Source organism: Azospirillum sp. UENF 312511, assembly GCF_058780635.1.
The window spans coordinates 614,271-629,190 of record NZ_JBSNCG010000003.1 but is presented as its reverse complement, the minus strand read 5'-3'; the positions used below and the strand labels follow the sequence as shown (position 1 = coordinate 629,190).

General features: G+C 68.7%; 13 protein-coding genes and 1 pseudogene. 10 read left to right on the top strand and 4 right to left on the bottom strand.

Annotated elements, in window-relative coordinates; all coding sequences use genetic code 11:
- Positions 1 to 18: 18 nt before the first annotated feature.
- From ACWPN7_RS14310 to ACWPN7_RS14295, 4 genes are all read right to left on the bottom strand, one after another.
- A complete protein-coding gene (locus ACWPN7_RS14310) occupies positions 19 to 621 on the bottom strand; it encodes an SCO family protein (protein WP_038529081.1) in 603 nt (200 codons plus the stop codon).
- A 71-nt stretch (positions 622 to 692) separates the two neighbouring features.
- Entirely contained in the window at positions 693 to 923 is a 231-nt protein-coding gene (locus tag ACWPN7_RS14305) for a hypothetical protein (RefSeq protein ID WP_038529079.1), read from the bottom strand.
- Positions 924 to 950: 27 nt separating this feature from the next.
- Complete coding sequence (locus ACWPN7_RS14300) at positions 951 to 3,095, bottom strand: bacteriohemerythrin (protein WP_451991513.1); 2,145 nt, start codon at positions 3,093 to 3,095, stop codon at positions 951 to 953.
- 288 nt (positions 3,096 to 3,383) lie between these two features.
- Entirely contained in the window at positions 3,384 to 4,121 is a 738-nt protein-coding gene (locus ACWPN7_RS14295) for a PhoH family protein (RefSeq protein ID WP_014239734.1), read from the bottom strand.
- A gap of 741 nt (positions 4,122 to 4,862) precedes the next feature.
- On the opposite strand from ACWPN7_RS14295, the gene minC reads away from it, so the two are divergent.
- From minC to ACWPN7_RS14245, 10 genes and pseudogenes are all read left to right on the top strand, one after another.
- Entirely contained in the window at positions 4,863 to 5,621 is a 759-nt protein-coding gene (minC, locus tag ACWPN7_RS14290) for a septum site-determining protein MinC (RefSeq protein ID WP_038529070.1), read from the top strand.
- A gap of 141 nt (positions 5,622 to 5,762) precedes the next feature.
- Positions 5,763 to 6,578 carry a septum site-determining protein MinD gene (minD, locus tag ACWPN7_RS14285; RefSeq protein ID WP_035672130.1) on the top strand — a complete coding sequence of 272 codons (816 nt, stop codon included), beginning with the start codon at positions 5,763 to 5,765 and terminating at the stop codon, positions 6,576 to 6,578.
- Positions 6,575 to 6,970: a cell division topological specificity factor MinE gene (gene minE, locus ACWPN7_RS14280; protein WP_014239739.1), complete on the top strand. Its 396-nt coding sequence runs from the start codon at positions 6,575 to 6,577 to the stop codon at positions 6,968 to 6,970. Before minD ends, minE begins: the two co-directional genes overlap by 4 nt.
- Before the next feature lie 240 nt (positions 6,971 to 7,210).
- Positions 7,211 to 8,614 (top strand): CRTAC1 family protein, encoded by a 1,404-nt coding sequence (locus tag ACWPN7_RS14275; RefSeq protein WP_137115821.1) that lies wholly within the window; start codon positions 7,211 to 7,213, stop codon positions 8,612 to 8,614.
- A 278-nt stretch (positions 8,615 to 8,892) separates the two neighbouring features.
- Positions 8,893 to 9,441 carry a PAS domain-containing protein gene (locus tag ACWPN7_RS14270; protein ID WP_051657919.1) on the top strand — a complete coding sequence of 183 codons (549 nt, stop codon included), beginning with the start codon at positions 8,893 to 8,895 and terminating at the stop codon, positions 9,439 to 9,441.
- Positions 9,416 to 10,726: a methyl-accepting chemotaxis protein gene (locus ACWPN7_RS14265; RefSeq protein WP_451991517.1), complete on the top strand. Its 1,311-nt coding sequence runs from the start codon at positions 9,416 to 9,418 to the stop codon at positions 10,724 to 10,726. Before ACWPN7_RS14270 ends, ACWPN7_RS14265 begins: the two co-directional genes overlap by 26 nt.
- Before the next feature lie 430 nt (positions 10,727 to 11,156).
- Complete coding sequence (locus tag ACWPN7_RS14260; protein WP_038529058.1) at positions 11,157 to 12,263, top strand: methyl-accepting chemotaxis protein; 1,107 nt, start codon at positions 11,157 to 11,159, stop codon at positions 12,261 to 12,263.
- Positions 12,264 to 12,342: 79 nt separating this feature from the next.
- Entirely contained in the window at positions 12,343 to 13,341 is a 999-nt protein-coding gene (gene dgcA / locus ACWPN7_RS14255) for an N-acetyl-D-Glu racemase DgcA (RefSeq protein WP_103040317.1), read from the top strand.
- Positions 13,338 to 13,655 (top strand): annotated as a pseudogene (locus tag ACWPN7_RS14250) (cupin domain-containing protein); the annotation flags it as partial. The gene dgcA and the pseudogene ACWPN7_RS14250, both read left to right, overlap by 4 nt.
- 61 nt (positions 13,656 to 13,716) lie before the next feature.
- Entirely contained in the window at positions 13,717 to 14,919 is a 1,203-nt protein-coding gene (locus ACWPN7_RS14245) for an aminotransferase class V-fold PLP-dependent enzyme (protein ID WP_459196969.1), read from the top strand.
- Position 14,920: the final 1 nt, after the last annotated feature.

Here is a 14,920-nt window from a genome sequence, read left to right as displayed (position 1 = left end):
CTCCGCTCATGTTTTCCGTCAGCCGGCAATGCGGGTGCCCAGATCCTGGGCCACGCGGTCGGCGGTGGTGCCCGCCGGATAGACCCCGAGGAAGCGCCCGTCGGGGCCCATCAGGTAAAGGAAACTGGAGTGATCCATCAAGTAATCCTCCGGTTTTCCGCCTTCCTGCGGCGCCTTGGCGTAATAGACCCGGTAGGCCTTGGCGGCCGCCTTGACCTGCTCCGGCGTGCCGGTCAGCCCGACCAGATTGGGGTGGAACAGCCCGACATAGTCCTTCAGATGCGCCACCGTGTCGCGCTCCGGGTCGACGGAGATGAACATCGGCTGCACCTTCTCCGCCTGCACGCCCAGCAGATCCATGGCGCGGGCCATCGTGCCCAGCTCCGTCGGGCAGACGTCGGGACAATAGGTGTAGCCGAAATAGATCAGCAGATACTTGCCGCGATAGTCGGCGTCGGTGACCGTCTTCCCGTCCTGGTCGGTCAGGGTGAAGGGGCCGCCGATGGGCACGCTGCTCTGCACCGTGCTGGAGGCGTTGTCGACCTGCCACCAGGCGATGCCGGCGGCGATCACGAGCCCCACGACGGAGGCGGCGGCGATGCGGATGAGTCGGGCTTTCATGACCGACTGGAATGGGGCGGCGCACGGTCCAGGTCAAGAGGACAATCTGCCCAGGGCGGGGCGTCGCGCGCTCACCAGAGGCGCCGGGTGGCCCAGCGCAGGGCCAGCGCCGCCGGGACCGTCACCAGCGCGATCAGGAAGATCGTGGTGCCGGTCAGGGTGCCGGTCGTTGCGTAGATCGCAACGGCGGCGAGACCTCCCGGAATGCCGAAGAGCAGCCAGGTCAGGCGGGGCTTGCAGGTTATGAAGCCGACGAGAGCCCAGGCTATCAGCCGTACCAGCACATGGATCACCCAGTCCATCTGAGACCCTGCTCCGTTTCCGGCTCCTCACGCGGCCTTGCGCGCCGGCTCTCCCGAATGGGCCAGATGGTCGCCGATGCGCTTGTCGAAGCGCTGGATGTGGCCGGTCAGCCAATCGCGGAACAGCGCCAGCAGATCGTCGCCGACCCGCGCCTCCCCGGCTGCGAAGCGCTGCTTCAACTCGGCCACGCGCTTGCGCAGGGCGTCGTGCTGCGCCTTGTGCTGGACGAAGTCGGGATAGCCCGACCGCTGCATCACCCGCTCCTCCTCCTCGAAATGCAGGACGGTGTAGGCGACGAGCTGGTCGATGGCCGACCCGATGGCCTGCGGCACTTCGCCGCCCCGGATGCGCCGGGCCGCCCGGTTGATCAGCGCCACCAGGATCATGTGGTCGTTGTCGATGTCCTCCTGCCCGACGGCCAGAGTGTCGTTCCAGGGCATGAAGACCTCTTCGCCGGCGGGGGCGAAGAGGGTGGCCAGCTCCGCGCTGTTGATCGCCTCCACATTGACCAGGAAGGCGTCGACCAGGGCGCGCAGGGCGCCGGCCTGCTGCGCGAGGCTTTCGGCGGCGTCGAGCAGGCTGTTGGCGGCCTTCTCCGTCTCCAGGGCGGAGGCCGAAACCTCGTCGATGCTGGTGGAGACCTGCCGCGTGCCCTGCGCCGCCTCCCCCGCGCTGCGGGCGATCTCGCCGGTCGCCGCACCCTGCTGCTGGACCGCGGCGGCGATGGAGGTGCCGATCTCGTCGCTGCGGGCGATGATCCCGGCGATCTCGCGGATGGCGGTGACGGCGCCGTGGGACGCGTACTGGACCTCGCTGATCTGGGCGGCGATCTCCTCCGTCGCCTTGGCGGTCTGGCCAGCGAGGTTCTTCACCTCGCCCGCCACCACGGCGAAGCCCTTGCCCATCTCGCCGGCCCGCGCCGCCTCGATGGTGGCGTTGAGCGCCAGCAGGTTGGTCTGGCTGGCAATGCTGGTGATGAGGTCGGCGACCTCGTTGATCTTCTGCGCGGCGTGGCCCAGCCCGTCGATGCGCTCGCTGGCCTGGCGGGAGGCGGTCACCGCCTCCAGCGAGATGTGCGAGGAGGTGGCGACCTGGGTGCCGATCTCGGCGATGGCGCTGCTCAGCTCCTCGGCGGCGGCGGCGACGGTCTGCACGTTCACCGACGCCTGCTGCGACGCCCCGGCGACCGAGGCCGCCTCGCGCATGTTGCGGTCGGCGGTGTCGGACAGGGATCGCGCCGTGTTCTCCAGCGCCTGCACCGCCTGCCCGACCGTGCCGACCATGGCGCTGACCGTGGTGTCGAACCGCTCGGTCAGCCGTTCCAGGGCGCGGGCGCGCTGTCCGGTCACGCGATGCTCCACCTGCTGGCGCTCCCAGTGGCGCTGCAGGTCGATCTGGTTCTTGCGGAAGATTTCCAGGGTGCGGGCCATGACGCCGATCTCGTCGCTGCGCCGCGTGCCGGACACCGTCACCGCCGTGTCGCCGCCGGCCAGCGTCTGCATCACCCCGGTCATGGCGTGCAGCGGGCCGACGATGGCCCGGCTGACCAGCAGGGCGATGCCCGTCGCCGCCAGGGCGATCAGCAGCCCCAGCCCGCCGAGGAACAGGGCGGCCTCGCGGAAGGCGGCGGCCACGTCGTCCACATAGATGCCCGAACCGATCAGCCAGCCCCAGGGCTCGAACCCGCGCACGTAGGAGATCTTCGGCACCGGTTCCGCCTGGCCCGGCTTCGGCCACAGGTAATCGACGAAGCCGCCCTCCGCCGCGACGCCGACGCGGGTCATCTCGACGAACAGCAGCTTGCCGTTCGGGTCGGCGGTGCGCGACTGGTCCTGCCCGTCCATTTCCGGGCGGATCGGGTGCATGATCATGCGCTGCGCGCGGTCGATGACGAAGAAATACTCCGAACCGGCGTAGCGCAACCGGCGCAGCGCGTCCTTGGCCGCCGCCTGGGCGGCGTCGCGGGTCAGCGCGCCCTTGCGCTCCATCTCCTCGTAGTGGGCGACGAGGCTGTGCGCGACCTCCACCACGCTGCGGGTCTTGTCCTGGCGGTCCTTCATCATCTCGGCGCGCAGGCCGAACAGGCTGACGGCGGCGATCAGGGCGAGGCCGACGGCCGCGACGCCCAGGATGACGGAGATCTTACCCTTGATGCTGATGCGCTCGAACACCTGACGTTCCTCCGGAATCTTCCTTATATCCGGCACACCGGCGCCGGTTCCGGGCGGTGCGGCGACCGTCCGAAAATTCTGCTAAATTTTTTGTTACTTTTGCTCCGCGCATCTGATCGTCGTCAAGACGGATCAATCCAGGGTGAGAAAACGTCGCGGGCCGCCGTGCAGAAGTTTGAAAGAGGAGGATCGAAGCGCCGCGAAAAAGAAAAGGGAGGCCCGAAGGCCTCCCGCAGTTGCGAACCGGTGGGGTGGTTGCGCGTCGATGCCCTTCGTTTGCCGATGGCGTCAGAGCACGGTCAGCATGCTGGCGACCAGAGGGTGGCGGACGATGTCGGTGTCGCTCAGCCGGACGACGGAAATGCCCTCCACCGCCTCCAGCCGGCGCGCGATGTCGGCCAGACCCGACAGGTTGTCCAGCAGGTCCGTCTGGTCGGGGTCGCCGGTCAGGACCATGGTGGAATGCCAGCCCAGACGGGTCAGCAGCATCTTGATCTGGGCGTAGGTGCAGTTCTGAGCCTCGTCGATCACCACGAAGGCATTGTTCAGGGTGCGCCCGCGCATGAAGCCGACGGGCGCGATCTCGATGGTGCCGTCGGCCATCAGGGCGCGCAGGCGCTTGGCGCCCAGCCGTTCGCTCAGCGCGTCGTAGAGCGGGCGCAGGAAGGGGGCCATCTTCTCGTGCATGTCGCCCGGCAGATAGCCGATGCTCTCGCCCGCCTCGATGGCCGGGCGGGACAGCACGATGCGGTCGACCTTGCCCTCCTCCAGCGCCTCCACCGCGGAGGAGATCGCCAGATAGGTCTTGCCGGTGCCGGCGGGGCCGAGCGCCACAACGAGGTTATGGTCCTTGATCGCCTCCATCAGCCGCTTCTGGTTGGGGCTCTGGGGCTTGACCTTGCGGAGATAGCTCTGGTCGCGGCGGTCGTCGCCGCCCACGGGGTCCCAGCCGGCGGCGGGGAACAGTGGGTGGACCGTCGACTCGGACGCTGAAACGGCGCTGCCTTTGGTCTGGCGTTTGGCCATATCGCTCTCCTAACGTCACGTTGGTGGGCGGCGGCTCCGGGCACAAAAAAACCTCCCGCAAGGGGGAGGTCGTCGATGCTGCTGTGCAACGGGATGGCCGGAGTCTGGCTTGCCGGTGCGAGGCGTGCGTCCCGTCGGCTGCGCCCGTCATGGGGTGCCGGCGACATTCGGACGCTCGGGAACGAAGCAGGGTGCAAGCGGAACCTCTTCGTCGGAATAGGAACCTCACATCACAAACATAGGGCGTGCGGCGATGAACGTCAGGCGGAATTGCGGGCATCGCAAAAGATTCACACAAGATGTTGTGGATGAGTCGCAGGTGGGAGCGCAGCGGCGACGGACTACCGCCAGAGGCGGAGGGAACCCGCCGCCACCGCGACAAGCGGATGTGCCGAGGGTGCGCGAACCATCTTTGCGAGTGTCGCGGCGAGGGAAAGATGCCGCAGCGCGAAAAGGGCATATCCCTGCAAAACCCTTTGCCCGGCGAATCCAGTTCCATTACCATACTTTGTAGTGAGACCTTCCGCTGACGCAACACATGGACCTCCAGCCCGGACGGGGACCCCCTGTTCCGGCCCATGGCGCGTGTGTCCGGTGGTTGTCACTCCATCGGCGCCGGGAAAGGCTTGAACGGATGGGGTCCGCGCCGCTAGAACCCGGGTGGTTGACCCTTCCGCCCTGGTGCCTGGCCGATGGCCCCAGACATGCGGACGACACGGATTCGGCAGGAACACAAGCAGGATGGCAGCGGTGAGCAGCGCCAGGCAGGGTGCCGATCGGGACGGTCCGTTCCAGTTGCGGGGCAATTCCTTCACCATGATGGTGCTGAAGGTGAATGATCCGGCGTCACCGGACTTCTTCACCCAGCTCGCCGTCAAGGTGCGGCAGGCGCCCAATTTCTTCCGCAACGCCCCCGTCGTCCTCGATTTCGAGGAGCTGACGGAGGACACCCCGCGCTTCGACATCGCCGCCCTGGTGACCAACCTGCGCGCGCTGTACCTGCTGCCGGTCGGCTTCCGGGGCGGGCCACGCGCGGTCCACGAGGGCGCACTCGCCGCCGGGCTGACTCCGATGCCCGCCGGCCGAGCCGCCAAGCTGGAGTCCGCCGCCCCCCCTGCCGACCCGCAGGCCGGCGCCGCCCCGATTCCCGCCCCGCCGCCCGAGCCGCTCTACCGCCCGGCGCTGCTGGTGACCGAGCCGGTGCGCTCCGGCCAGCAGATCTACGCCGAGAAGACGGATCTGGTCATCACCGCCCCGGTCTCCCCCGGCGCGGAGGTGGTGGCCGACGGCAACATCCACGTCTACGGCGCGCTGCGCGGCCGGGCGCTGGCCGGCGTGTCCGGCGACACCAACGCGCGCATCTTCTGCCACAGCCTGGAGGCCGAGGTCGTCTCGGTGGCCGGGCTGTACCGCGTCAGCGAGGATTTCGGGAACGACGTGCTGAAGAAGCCGGTGCAGATCTTCCTGCGCGACGGCTATCTTCACATGGAGCCCCAATGATGACGCTTTTGAGCGCTTTCTGTCGAACGGCCCTCTGTGCGAGGACGGTGTCACGCAAAGCGTGCCCGGCACAGGCCCCGATCTGCGTAACCCGGTAACCGGACCTTGGCGGCAACATTTAGGAACGTGGGAGAAGCTCCGTTGGGCAAGATCATCGTCATGACTTCCGGCAAGGGCGGCGTCGGCAAGACGACCTCCTCCGCCGCTTTCGCGACCGGACTCGCCTTGCGCGGCTTCAAGACGGTCGTCATCGATTTCGACGTCGGGCTGCGCAACCTCGACCTCATCATGGGCTGCGAGCGGCGCGTGGTGTTCGACTTCATCAACGTCATCAACGGCGAAGCGAAGCTGAGCCAGGCGCTGATCAAGGACAAGCGCATCGACAACCTGTCGATCCTGCCGACCTCGCAGACCCGCGACAAGGACGCGCTGACCCGCGAAGGCGTGGAGAAGGTTCTGAACGAACTCTCCAAGGACTTCGACTACATCGTCTGCGACAGCCCGGCGGGCATCGAGCGGGGCGCGCTGATGGCGCTGTACTTCGCCGACCACGCGGTGATCGTGACCAACCCGGAAGTCTCCTCGGTCCGCGACAGCGACCGCATCCTCGGCGTGCTGGCCTCGCGCTCGCGCCGGGCGGAGCAGGGGCTGGAGCCGGTGACCCAGCAGCTTCTCCTTACCCGCTACGATCCGGAGCGGGTGGAGCGCGGCGAGATGCTGAAGGTCGACGACGTTCTGGAGATCCTGGCGATCCAGCTGCTCGGCGTGATCCCGGAGAGCCAGGCCGTGCTGCGCGCCTCCAACGTCGGCATGCCGGTCATCCTCGACGAGGCGTCCAACGCCGGCCAGGCCTATCTGGACGCGGTCTCCCGCTTCCTGGGCGAAGACGTCGAGCACCGCTTCGTCACGCCGCAGAAGAAGGGTCTGTTCAGCCGCCTCCTCCGGAGGTCCGCATGAGCATTTTCAGCTTCTTCCGCTCCGCCCCGCGCGCGTCGGCGGTCCAGGCCAAGGAACGCCTCCAGATCGTCATGGCGCACGAGCGCGCCGGGCGGACCGGGCCGGACTATCTGCCGATGCTCCAGCAGGAGCTGCTGGCGGTCATCGCCAAGTACATCGACATCGACCAGAACAAGGTCGAGGTGAAGCTGGACCGCGGCGGCGACTGCTCGACGCTGGAGCTGAACATCGAGCTGCCGGCCCGCGAGGCGGCCGCCAAGGCTCTGAAGGAAAGCGCCAAGCTGGCGGTGGCCGGCAACCGTCCGGCGGCCAAGGACGGCGACGAGTCCGATGCGGTCAAGATGGCCGCGGGCGGCGCCCTGACCAACGGCGGCGTCAAGAAGCGTCGCTGAGCGTCCTTGCGCTCCGTGAACCGATCCCGCCGCAGCCGGCCCGCTGCGGCGGGATTTTTCATGCCCTTCGGGACGCTTCCCGCGCGGTCATAGGCCGCAGTTCCCTGGCGGGCTGGACTTCCGTGCGGGTTTACCTCCGCCGTTCGAAGAGGTATCAACGGATTAGAGCCCGTCAGGGACCGGCCTTCGCGGGCCAAACCCTCCCCGGGCCGTGTCGCGGCAGTGAGGGAGTGGCGGCCGATGTTCTTCGAATGCTCGCGGCTGATCGACGGCAACCAGCCGCGCCTGTCCAACGGCATCACCGTGACCGACGTCGACGGTGACGGGGCATTCGAACTGGTGGTCACGGGCTACGCCACCAACAACCTCATCCTCAAATGGGACGGCTCCCGGCTGGTGGACATCGCCGGGCCGCTGCTGGCCGACGCCTCGGGCTGCGCGGTGGCCATCGCCGCCGCCGATGTGGACGGCGACGGGCGGGAGGAGCTGTATGTCCTGAACTCCGACCGGGCGAGCGGGCCGAAGGAGATGGGCGACCGGCTGTTCGCCTGCTTCGGCAAGCACTGGCTCGACCTGCTGGCCCAGCCGGAGAACGCCGGCATGGCGAACCGCGTCGCCGGACGGTCGGTGATCGCCATGGACCGGCATGGCCATGGCCGCTACGGATTCGTCGTGGCGGCGGACGGCGGCCCCTTCCGCCTGTTCGAGCTGAGCCGGCGCGGGCGGCTGGAGGACGCGGCCGAGGACGCGGGCATCGACCTGATCGGCGCCGGGCGCGGGCTTCTCGCCCTGCCGTTCCTGTCCGATCGCGTCGACCTGTTCGCCTGCAACGAGGGTGGCCCGAACTTCCTGTTCCGCAACCTCGGCGACGGCACCTACGAGGAAATCGCCGAGGAGCGGGGGGTCGCCGATTCGCGATTCGCCGGGCGGGCGGTGACCGCGGTGGACGGGCCGGGCTATGGCGGGTTCGGGCTGCTGGTCGGCGCCTGGGAGGGGCCGCAGCGCCTGTTCGTCCAGCGCTCCGGCGGCGGCTTCGTGGACGAGGCCGATCCCGAGATGTCCTTTCCGGGTCGGGTGTCCAGCGTGATCGCCGCCGATTTCGACAACGACGGCTACGAGGAGCTGTTCTTCAACCTGCACGGCGAACCCAACCGCCTGTTCGGGTGGCGCGACGACCGCTGGCAGGCCATCGAAATCGGCGACGCACTGGAGCCCAAGGGGCTGGGGACCGGGGCGGCGGTGGCCGACATCGACGGCGACGGACGGCTGGAACTGCTGATCGCCCATGGCAATGGGGTGGGCGCCGGGCATGGTGGCGGGCATGGCGGCGGATCGCCGCAGCCCCTGTCGCTCTACCGCACGGCGGCGAACCACAACGGGTGGCTGCGCGTGCTGCCGCTGACCCCCTACGGCGCACCGGCCCGCGGCGCTGTGGTCGCCTGTACGGCCAACGGGCGTCGGCAGGTGCGGTCCGTCTGCGCCGGGTCGGGCTATCTCTGCCAGATGGAGCCGGTGGCCCATTTCGGGCTGGGCAGCGCCCGCGGGGTGGAGCGGCTGGAGGTGCGCTGGCCGGACGGCATGACGGCCATCGTCGAGAACCCGCCCATCGGCCGGCTGCTGACCGTTCCCTATCCGCCGGAATGAGGCCGCCGGAATGAGGCCGCCGGAGTGAGACGCGGCACAATGTTGCGTCCGGTCAACGGTTGAGCGATGTCGCGGGTTGAGCGATGTCGGGCGGACGGTTGAGCTGAATCATATTTCCGTCCGGCAACAAATTTAATCTTTTGTATAACCTGCATGGTCTTTATTTTGCGGCGTCCGCCAGTGCCCGACGGGAACGCGCGGATGGGGAGATGTACGCCCTGTAACCGACCGCGAACCAATAAGGGGGCGCCGGGCTCTCGGCCCGCGACCGCAGGCACATGGCACACAGCGACGTTCTCAGTCCCGGCCCCCGCGACCGGACGCTGACCGGGGTCGAGCGGTTTTTCGACGCCGACGAGGTCATCGTTTCCAAGACCGACCTGAAGGGCCGGATCACCTACGCCAACCGCGTGTTCCAGCGCGTCGCCGGCTACAGCGAGGCGGAACTGATGGGCGCTCCGCACTCCATCGTCCGCCATCCGGACATGCCGCGCTGCGTGTTCAAGCTGCTGTGGGACACGCTGGGGGCGGGGCAGGAGATCTTCGCCTACGTCGTCAACCGGGCGCGCAACGGCGACCATTACTGGGTCTTCGCCCACGTCACCCCCAGCTACGACGTCAACGGTCGGCTCGTCGGCTACCACTCGTCGCGCCGGGTCCCGGACCGCAGCGCCATCGACAAGGTGGTGCCGCTCTACCGCACGCTTCTGGACATCGAAAACCGCCACGAAGACCGCAAGCAGGGCATGAACGAGGCTTTCGCCACCGTTGTCGGGCTGCTGACGGAGAAGGGGATCGGGTATGACGAATTCGTCTTCTCTCTCTAAGGCGTTCGGGCTGGGGGCGGTCGCCGCGCTGCTCGTCGCAGCGCTGTTGGTGACCGACGCGCTGGACGTCGGCGGCGCGCCGCTGCGCATCGGGATCGGCGCTGCCGCGCTGGCCGCGCTGGTCGGCGTCATGCTGTGCATGGTGCGCGCCCGCGCCGCGGTGGGGCAGGCGGTGGCCGTCTGTCAGGCGGTGTCGCGCGGCGACTTCGAGGCGCGGGTCGTCAACGTGCGGGAGAAGGGCGACCTGGGCGAGCTGATGCACGCCCTGAACGACTCGATCGACCGCACCGACGCCTTCATCCGCGAGGCCACCGCCTCGATGAGCTACGTGTCGGCCAACAAGTATTTTCGGCGGATCGTGCTGAAGGGGATGCAGGGCAACTTCCTGCACGCGTCACGCACCATCAACACCGCCACCGACGCCATCGCCGCCAAGGTGAAGGGCTTCGCCGGGGTGACCGACCGCTTCGAGACTCAGATCCGCGCGGTGTGCGAGCAGGTGTCCGGCACCGCCCACCAGCTGGAGATGTCCGCCCGCACCATGGAGACCGACGCCCAGACCGCCACCGGCAAGGCCTCCTCGGTGGCCGCCGCCGCGTCGCAGACCGGCTCCTCGGTCGGCAGCGTCGCCGTCGCGACGGAGGAGCTGTCGGCGTCGATCCGGGAGATCGCCCGGCAGGTGGAGGAGGTCGCCAAGGTCGCCGCCAACGCGGCGGGCGAGGCCGAGCGCTCCAACACGCTGATCGCCGAGCTGTCGGGCGCCGCCAAGACGGTGGGCGAGGTGGTCACCCTGATCAACGACATCGCCAGCCAGACCAATCTGCTGGCCTTGAACGCCACCATCGAAGCGGCCCGCGCCGGTGAGGCGGGCAAGGGCTTCGCCGTGGTGGCGCAGGAGGTCAAGCGGCTGGCCGACCAGACCGCCAAGGCCACCGGAGACATCGCCGGACAGATCGCCGGCATCCAGTCCTCCACCGACGTGGCGGTCGCCTCCATCGTCGGCATCGGCCACACCATCCAGGACATCAACCAGATCGCCGGCGGCATCGCCGCGGGCATCGGGCAGCAGGGCTCGGCGATCCGCTCGATCGTCAGCAACATGGATCAGGCCGCCGCCGGCACCCGCGCCGTCACCGAGGACATCCAGGACGTCACCACCGCGGCCGAACGCACCAGCGGCACCGCCCACGAGGTCTTCGCCGCGTCGGAGCGGATGAGCGTCCAGGCCGACCGCCTGACCCGCGAGGTGCAGCTTTTCCTCGACGAGATGCACAAGGTCGCCTGACGCTTTTTTGTGCATTTTGGTGCTTTTTGTCTGAAAAAACGCACTTGCTCATTAGACGGGCATTGATTAGACGCCCGGCATTTGCTTGTATGCTAAGCAGTGTCGGAGCGGCGGGCAGGGGTCCTGCGACCTTTTGCCTCATTTTTTAGGAGAAACCGTTGCTTTTGTTGCGGCGCACGCGGTGTGCGGGGTGCGGTGCGGCAAGGCCGGTGCCGTGTGTGATTGTTCGGACTCCAATATGACGCCGAATTCATCACAATTTCGAAACTGACATCTCAGAAACGTTGAGGCTGAACCCGGGGCGCCGCCCGAAAATGCAGGCGTTCCGCGGCTTTGCGCGTCCGGAGGGTTCCGGGCTGGCGTTTGGCACAGCGTTTGATGGTTAGACGTCTAAAAAGATATCCCACCCAAACTCACAGAGGTGCTCGGGATGAGTGTGGCCGGAAACGAACTGTTCGAGCTTTCCCGGGGCGTCCTTGATGTCGCCTCCCGGAAGGTGTCTTTGATCGAAGACATCACCCGCCGCACCAAGATGCTGGCGATGAACGCCCTGATCGAAGCGTCGCGGGCCGGCGACGCCGGGCGGGGCTTCGCGGTGGTCGCGAACGAAGTCTCCGAGATTTCCAAGCAGGTGAACACCATCACCAAGGAGTTGCGGTCGGAGATCGTCTCCCGCGTCGATCACCTGACGACCACGGGCAGCGCCATGGTGCAGGAGATGCACGGGCGGCGTCTGGCCGACCTGTCGCTGAACATGATCGAGATCATCGACCGGAACCTGTACGAGCGGTCCTGCGACGTGCGCTGGTGGGCGACCGACAGCGCCGTGGTGGACTGCGCCGCCGACCCGACGGAGGTGAACCGCGAGCACGCTTCGCACCGGCTGAGCGTCATCCTGGAGTCCTACACCGTCTATCTCGACCTGTGGATCGCCGACCTGAAGGGGGAGGTGATCGCCACCGGCCGTCCCGGCCGCTACCCCGGCGCCCAGGGCGCCCGCGTGGGGGACGAGGGGTGGTTCCGCCAAGCGCTGGCCACGCGCAACGGCGGCGAGTTCACGGTGGGCGACGTGGCGCGCAACGGCCGCCTGGAGGACCGCGTGGTCGCCACCTACGCCACCGCGATCCGGCGCGGCGGCGAGGCGGACGGCGATCCCATCGGCGTGCTGGGCATCTTCTTCGACTGGGAGCCGCAGGCCGCCGCCGTCGTCCAGGGCGTGCGGCTGGAGGATGAGGAGCGCGCCCGTTCGCGCTGCCTTCTGCTCGACGCAAGGCACCGGGTGATCGCCTCGTCCGACGGGCGCGGCATCCTCAGCGAGACCGTCCAGCTCCGCCGCAGCGGCGAGAGCATGGGCCATTACGCCGACGGGTCCGGACGCACCTACGGCTACGCGCTGACGCCGGGTTACGAGACCTACAAGGGGCTGGGCTGGTACGGGGTGATCGTGCAGGACCCGGACCCGCGCCAGCAGCAGGCGCCTGCAACCGCTGGTATGGGTGGGCGAATGGGAATGAACGGCGCCGGGCTTCACGGGTAAGGCTGGCATTCGCACCCTGCTCTGGTCATCGCGGCGGGTTTGCTTACACTTCGGGTCCGCCGCGTTGCTGGAGAGTTTCATGTCGTCCACCGCCCGCCGTCTTTACGTCCGCCGCGATACCTTCCCCATCGCGGGGACCTTCCGCATATCGCGCGGCGCCAAGACCGAGGCCGAGGTCGTGGTCGCCGAGGTGGTCGAATCCTGCAAGCGGGGCCGTGGGGAGTGCGTGCCCTACGCCCGCTACGGGGAGTCGCTGGACGAGACGGTCAAGACGCTGGAGTCCCTGGCCGGGGCGGTGGCGGACGGGCTGGACCGCGAGCGGCTGCGCACCCTCCTGCCGCCGGGGGCCGCGCGCAACGCGTTGGACTGCGCGCTGTGGGACCTGGAGGCCAAACAGGCGGGCAAACCGGCGTGGCGGCTCGCCGGCTTGCCCGACGCGCCGAAGAAGCTGACCACCTGCTACACGCTGAGCGTGGACGAACCCGCGGCGATGGCCGCCTCCGCCAAGGCGCGGGCGGCGGACCATCCGCTGCTCAAGATGAAGCTGACCGGGGAGGGCGACCTCGACCGCGTGCGCGCGGTGCGCGAGGCCGCCCCGACCACCCGCCTGATCGTCGACGCCAACGAGGCCTGGACGCTGGAGATGCTTCGCCGCTTCGCCCCGGTGCTCGCCGATCTCGGGGTGGAACTGATCGAGCAGCCGCTGCCCGCCGGCGAGGACGAGGCGCTGCGCGGCATCGATTGCCCGGTGGCGCTGGGCGCCGACGAATCCTGCCATGGGCTGGACTCGCTCGACCGGCTGAAGGGCATCTACCGGGTTGTGAACATCAAGCTGGACAAGACCGGTGGCCTGACCGAGGCGCTGCTGCTGAAACAGGCGGCGCAGGAGTCCGGCTTCGACATCATGGTCGGCTGCATGGTCGCCACCTCGCTGGCCATGGCGCCGGCCGTCCTGCTGGCCCAGGGCGCGCGCTACGTCGACCTCGACGGGCCGCTGCTGCTGGCCGAGGACCGCACGCCGGCCCTTCATTACGACGGCGGCACGCTGTTCCCGCCCGCCCCCGAACTCTGGGGATGAGCGTCCCGGCCGGCAACCTGCTGGCAGGCCTGCCGTCCGGGAGCTTGCCGGACGAGATTTTCACGACATTGACGGACACGGCGTCGTTGTCCGGGACGGTGCGGATCGAACGCATCCTGTCCACCGGTCAGGCATCGCCGGACGGCTTCTGGTACGATCAGGACTGGGACGAGTTCGTGCTCGTCGTCCTGGGCGGCGCCCGCTTGCAGATCGAGGGTGAGGCGGAACGCGCGCTCGGCCCCGGCGACTGGATGATGATCCCCGCCCGGCGGCGGCACCGCGTCGCCTGGACCGATCCCGCCGCCCCGACCGTCTGGCTGGCGGTCCACATCGGCGCACAAAAACCGCCGCAAAAATCCGGCAGGGGGAAACCGCATGACCATCGACATCGCGCGCGCCCGCGCGGAGACGCCGGGGACCCGGCATGTCGCCCATTTCAACAACGCCGGGGCCGCCCTGCCGCCGCAGCCGGTGCTGGACGCCGTGACCGCGCATCTGGCGCTGGAGGCCACCATCGGCGGCTACGAGGCGGCCGAGCGCGCCGCCGACCGGCTGGAGGGCGTCTACGACTCCGTGGCCCGCCTGCTCGCCTGCTCGCGGGAGGAGGTGGCCCTGGCGGAGAACGCGACGGTGGGCTGGGGCATGGCTTTCAACGCGCTGGCCGCCCTGCCGGGGGAGGGCTTCCGGCCCGGCGACCGCATCCTGACGGCGCGCGCCGAGTACGCCGCCAACCTGATCCCCTTCCTGCAAGCCTCCCGGCGCACCGGCGTGGTGGTCGAGGTGATCCCCAGCGACGAGACCGGCCAGACCTCGGTCACGGCGCTGGAGGCGATGATCGGGGAGCCGGGGAAGGGGCCGGTCAAGCTGATCGCCATCACCCACATCCCGACCAACGGCGGCTTGGTCAACCCGGCGGCCGCCATCGGGCGGGTGGCTCGGCGGCACGGCATCCCCTATCTGCTCGACGCCTGCCAGACGGTGGGTCAGATGCCGGTGAACGTCGAGGAACTGGGCTGCGACTTCCTGTCGGCGACCGGGCGCAAGTTCCTGCGCGCGCCGCGGGGCACCGGCTTCCTCTATGTCCGCAAGGATTGGCTCGACCGCATCGAGCCGTACACGCTCGACCACAGCGGCGGCGCGCTGGTAGGGCCGGACCGCTACACCATGCGCCCCGACGCCCGCCGCTTCGAGCTGTGGGAGAGCAACACCGCCGCCCGGCTTGGGCTGGGCGTGGCGGTGGATTACGCGCTGTCCTGGGGGCTGAAGGCGATCCGCGACCGCGCCTTCGCGTTGGCCGACAGGCTGCGGCACGGTCTGGGCGGGCTTCCCGGCGTGACGGTGCGCGATCTCGGGGCGGAGCGCTGCGCCATCGTCACCTTCACGGTGGACGGCCATGACCCGCGCGGCATCAAGGCCGCTCTGCGCGGCCAGGGGATCAACCTGTCGGTGTCCTCCGCGCCCTCAACCCCCTTCGACATGGACGCCCGCGGCCTGACCGAGGTCGTCCGCGCCTCCCCCCACTACTACAACGACGAGGCGGAGGTGGAGCGGCTGCTGGCGGCGGTGAAAGCGCTGTAGG

What these genes read in the sequence shown, in the direction of transcription:
- ACWPN7_RS14275 (WP_137115821.1), top strand. Translation starts at nt 7,211, where the DNA reads ATGTTCTTCGAATGCTCGCGGCTGATCGACGGCAACCAGCCGCGCCTG.
- ACWPN7_RS14310 (WP_038529081.1), bottom strand. Translation starts at nt 621, where the DNA reads ATGAAAGCCCGACTCATCCGCATCGCCGCCGCCTCCGTCGTGGGGCTC.
- ACWPN7_RS14305 (WP_038529079.1), bottom strand. Translation starts at nt 923, where the DNA reads ATGGACTGGGTGATCCATGTGCTGGTACGGCTGATAGCCTGGGCTCTC.
- ACWPN7_RS14265 (WP_451991517.1), top strand. Translation starts at nt 9,416, where the DNA reads ATGACGAATTCGTCTTCTCTCTCTAAGGCGTTCGGGCTGGGGGCGGTC.
- minE (WP_014239739.1), top strand. Translation starts at nt 6,575, where the DNA reads ATGAGCATTTTCAGCTTCTTCCGCTCCGCCCCGCGCGCGTCGGCGGTC.
- ACWPN7_RS14245 (WP_459196969.1), top strand. Translation starts at nt 13,717, where the DNA reads ATGACCATCGACATCGCGCGCGCCCGCGCGGAGACGCCGGGGACCCGG.
- minC (WP_038529070.1), top strand. Translation starts at nt 4,863, where the DNA reads ATGGCAGCGGTGAGCAGCGCCAGGCAGGGTGCCGATCGGGACGGTCCG.
- ACWPN7_RS14270 (WP_051657919.1), top strand. Translation starts at nt 8,893, where the DNA reads ATGGCACACAGCGACGTTCTCAGTCCCGGCCCCCGCGACCGGACGCTG.
- ACWPN7_RS14260 (WP_038529058.1), top strand. Translation starts at nt 11,157, where the DNA reads ATGAGTGTGGCCGGAAACGAACTGTTCGAGCTTTCCCGGGGCGTCCTT.
- dgcA (WP_103040317.1), top strand. Translation starts at nt 12,343, where the DNA reads ATGTCGTCCACCGCCCGCCGTCTTTACGTCCGCCGCGATACCTTCCCC.
- ACWPN7_RS14295 (WP_014239734.1), bottom strand. Translation starts at nt 4,121, where the DNA reads ATGGCCAAACGCCAGACCAAAGGCAGCGCCGTTTCAGCGTCCGAGTCG.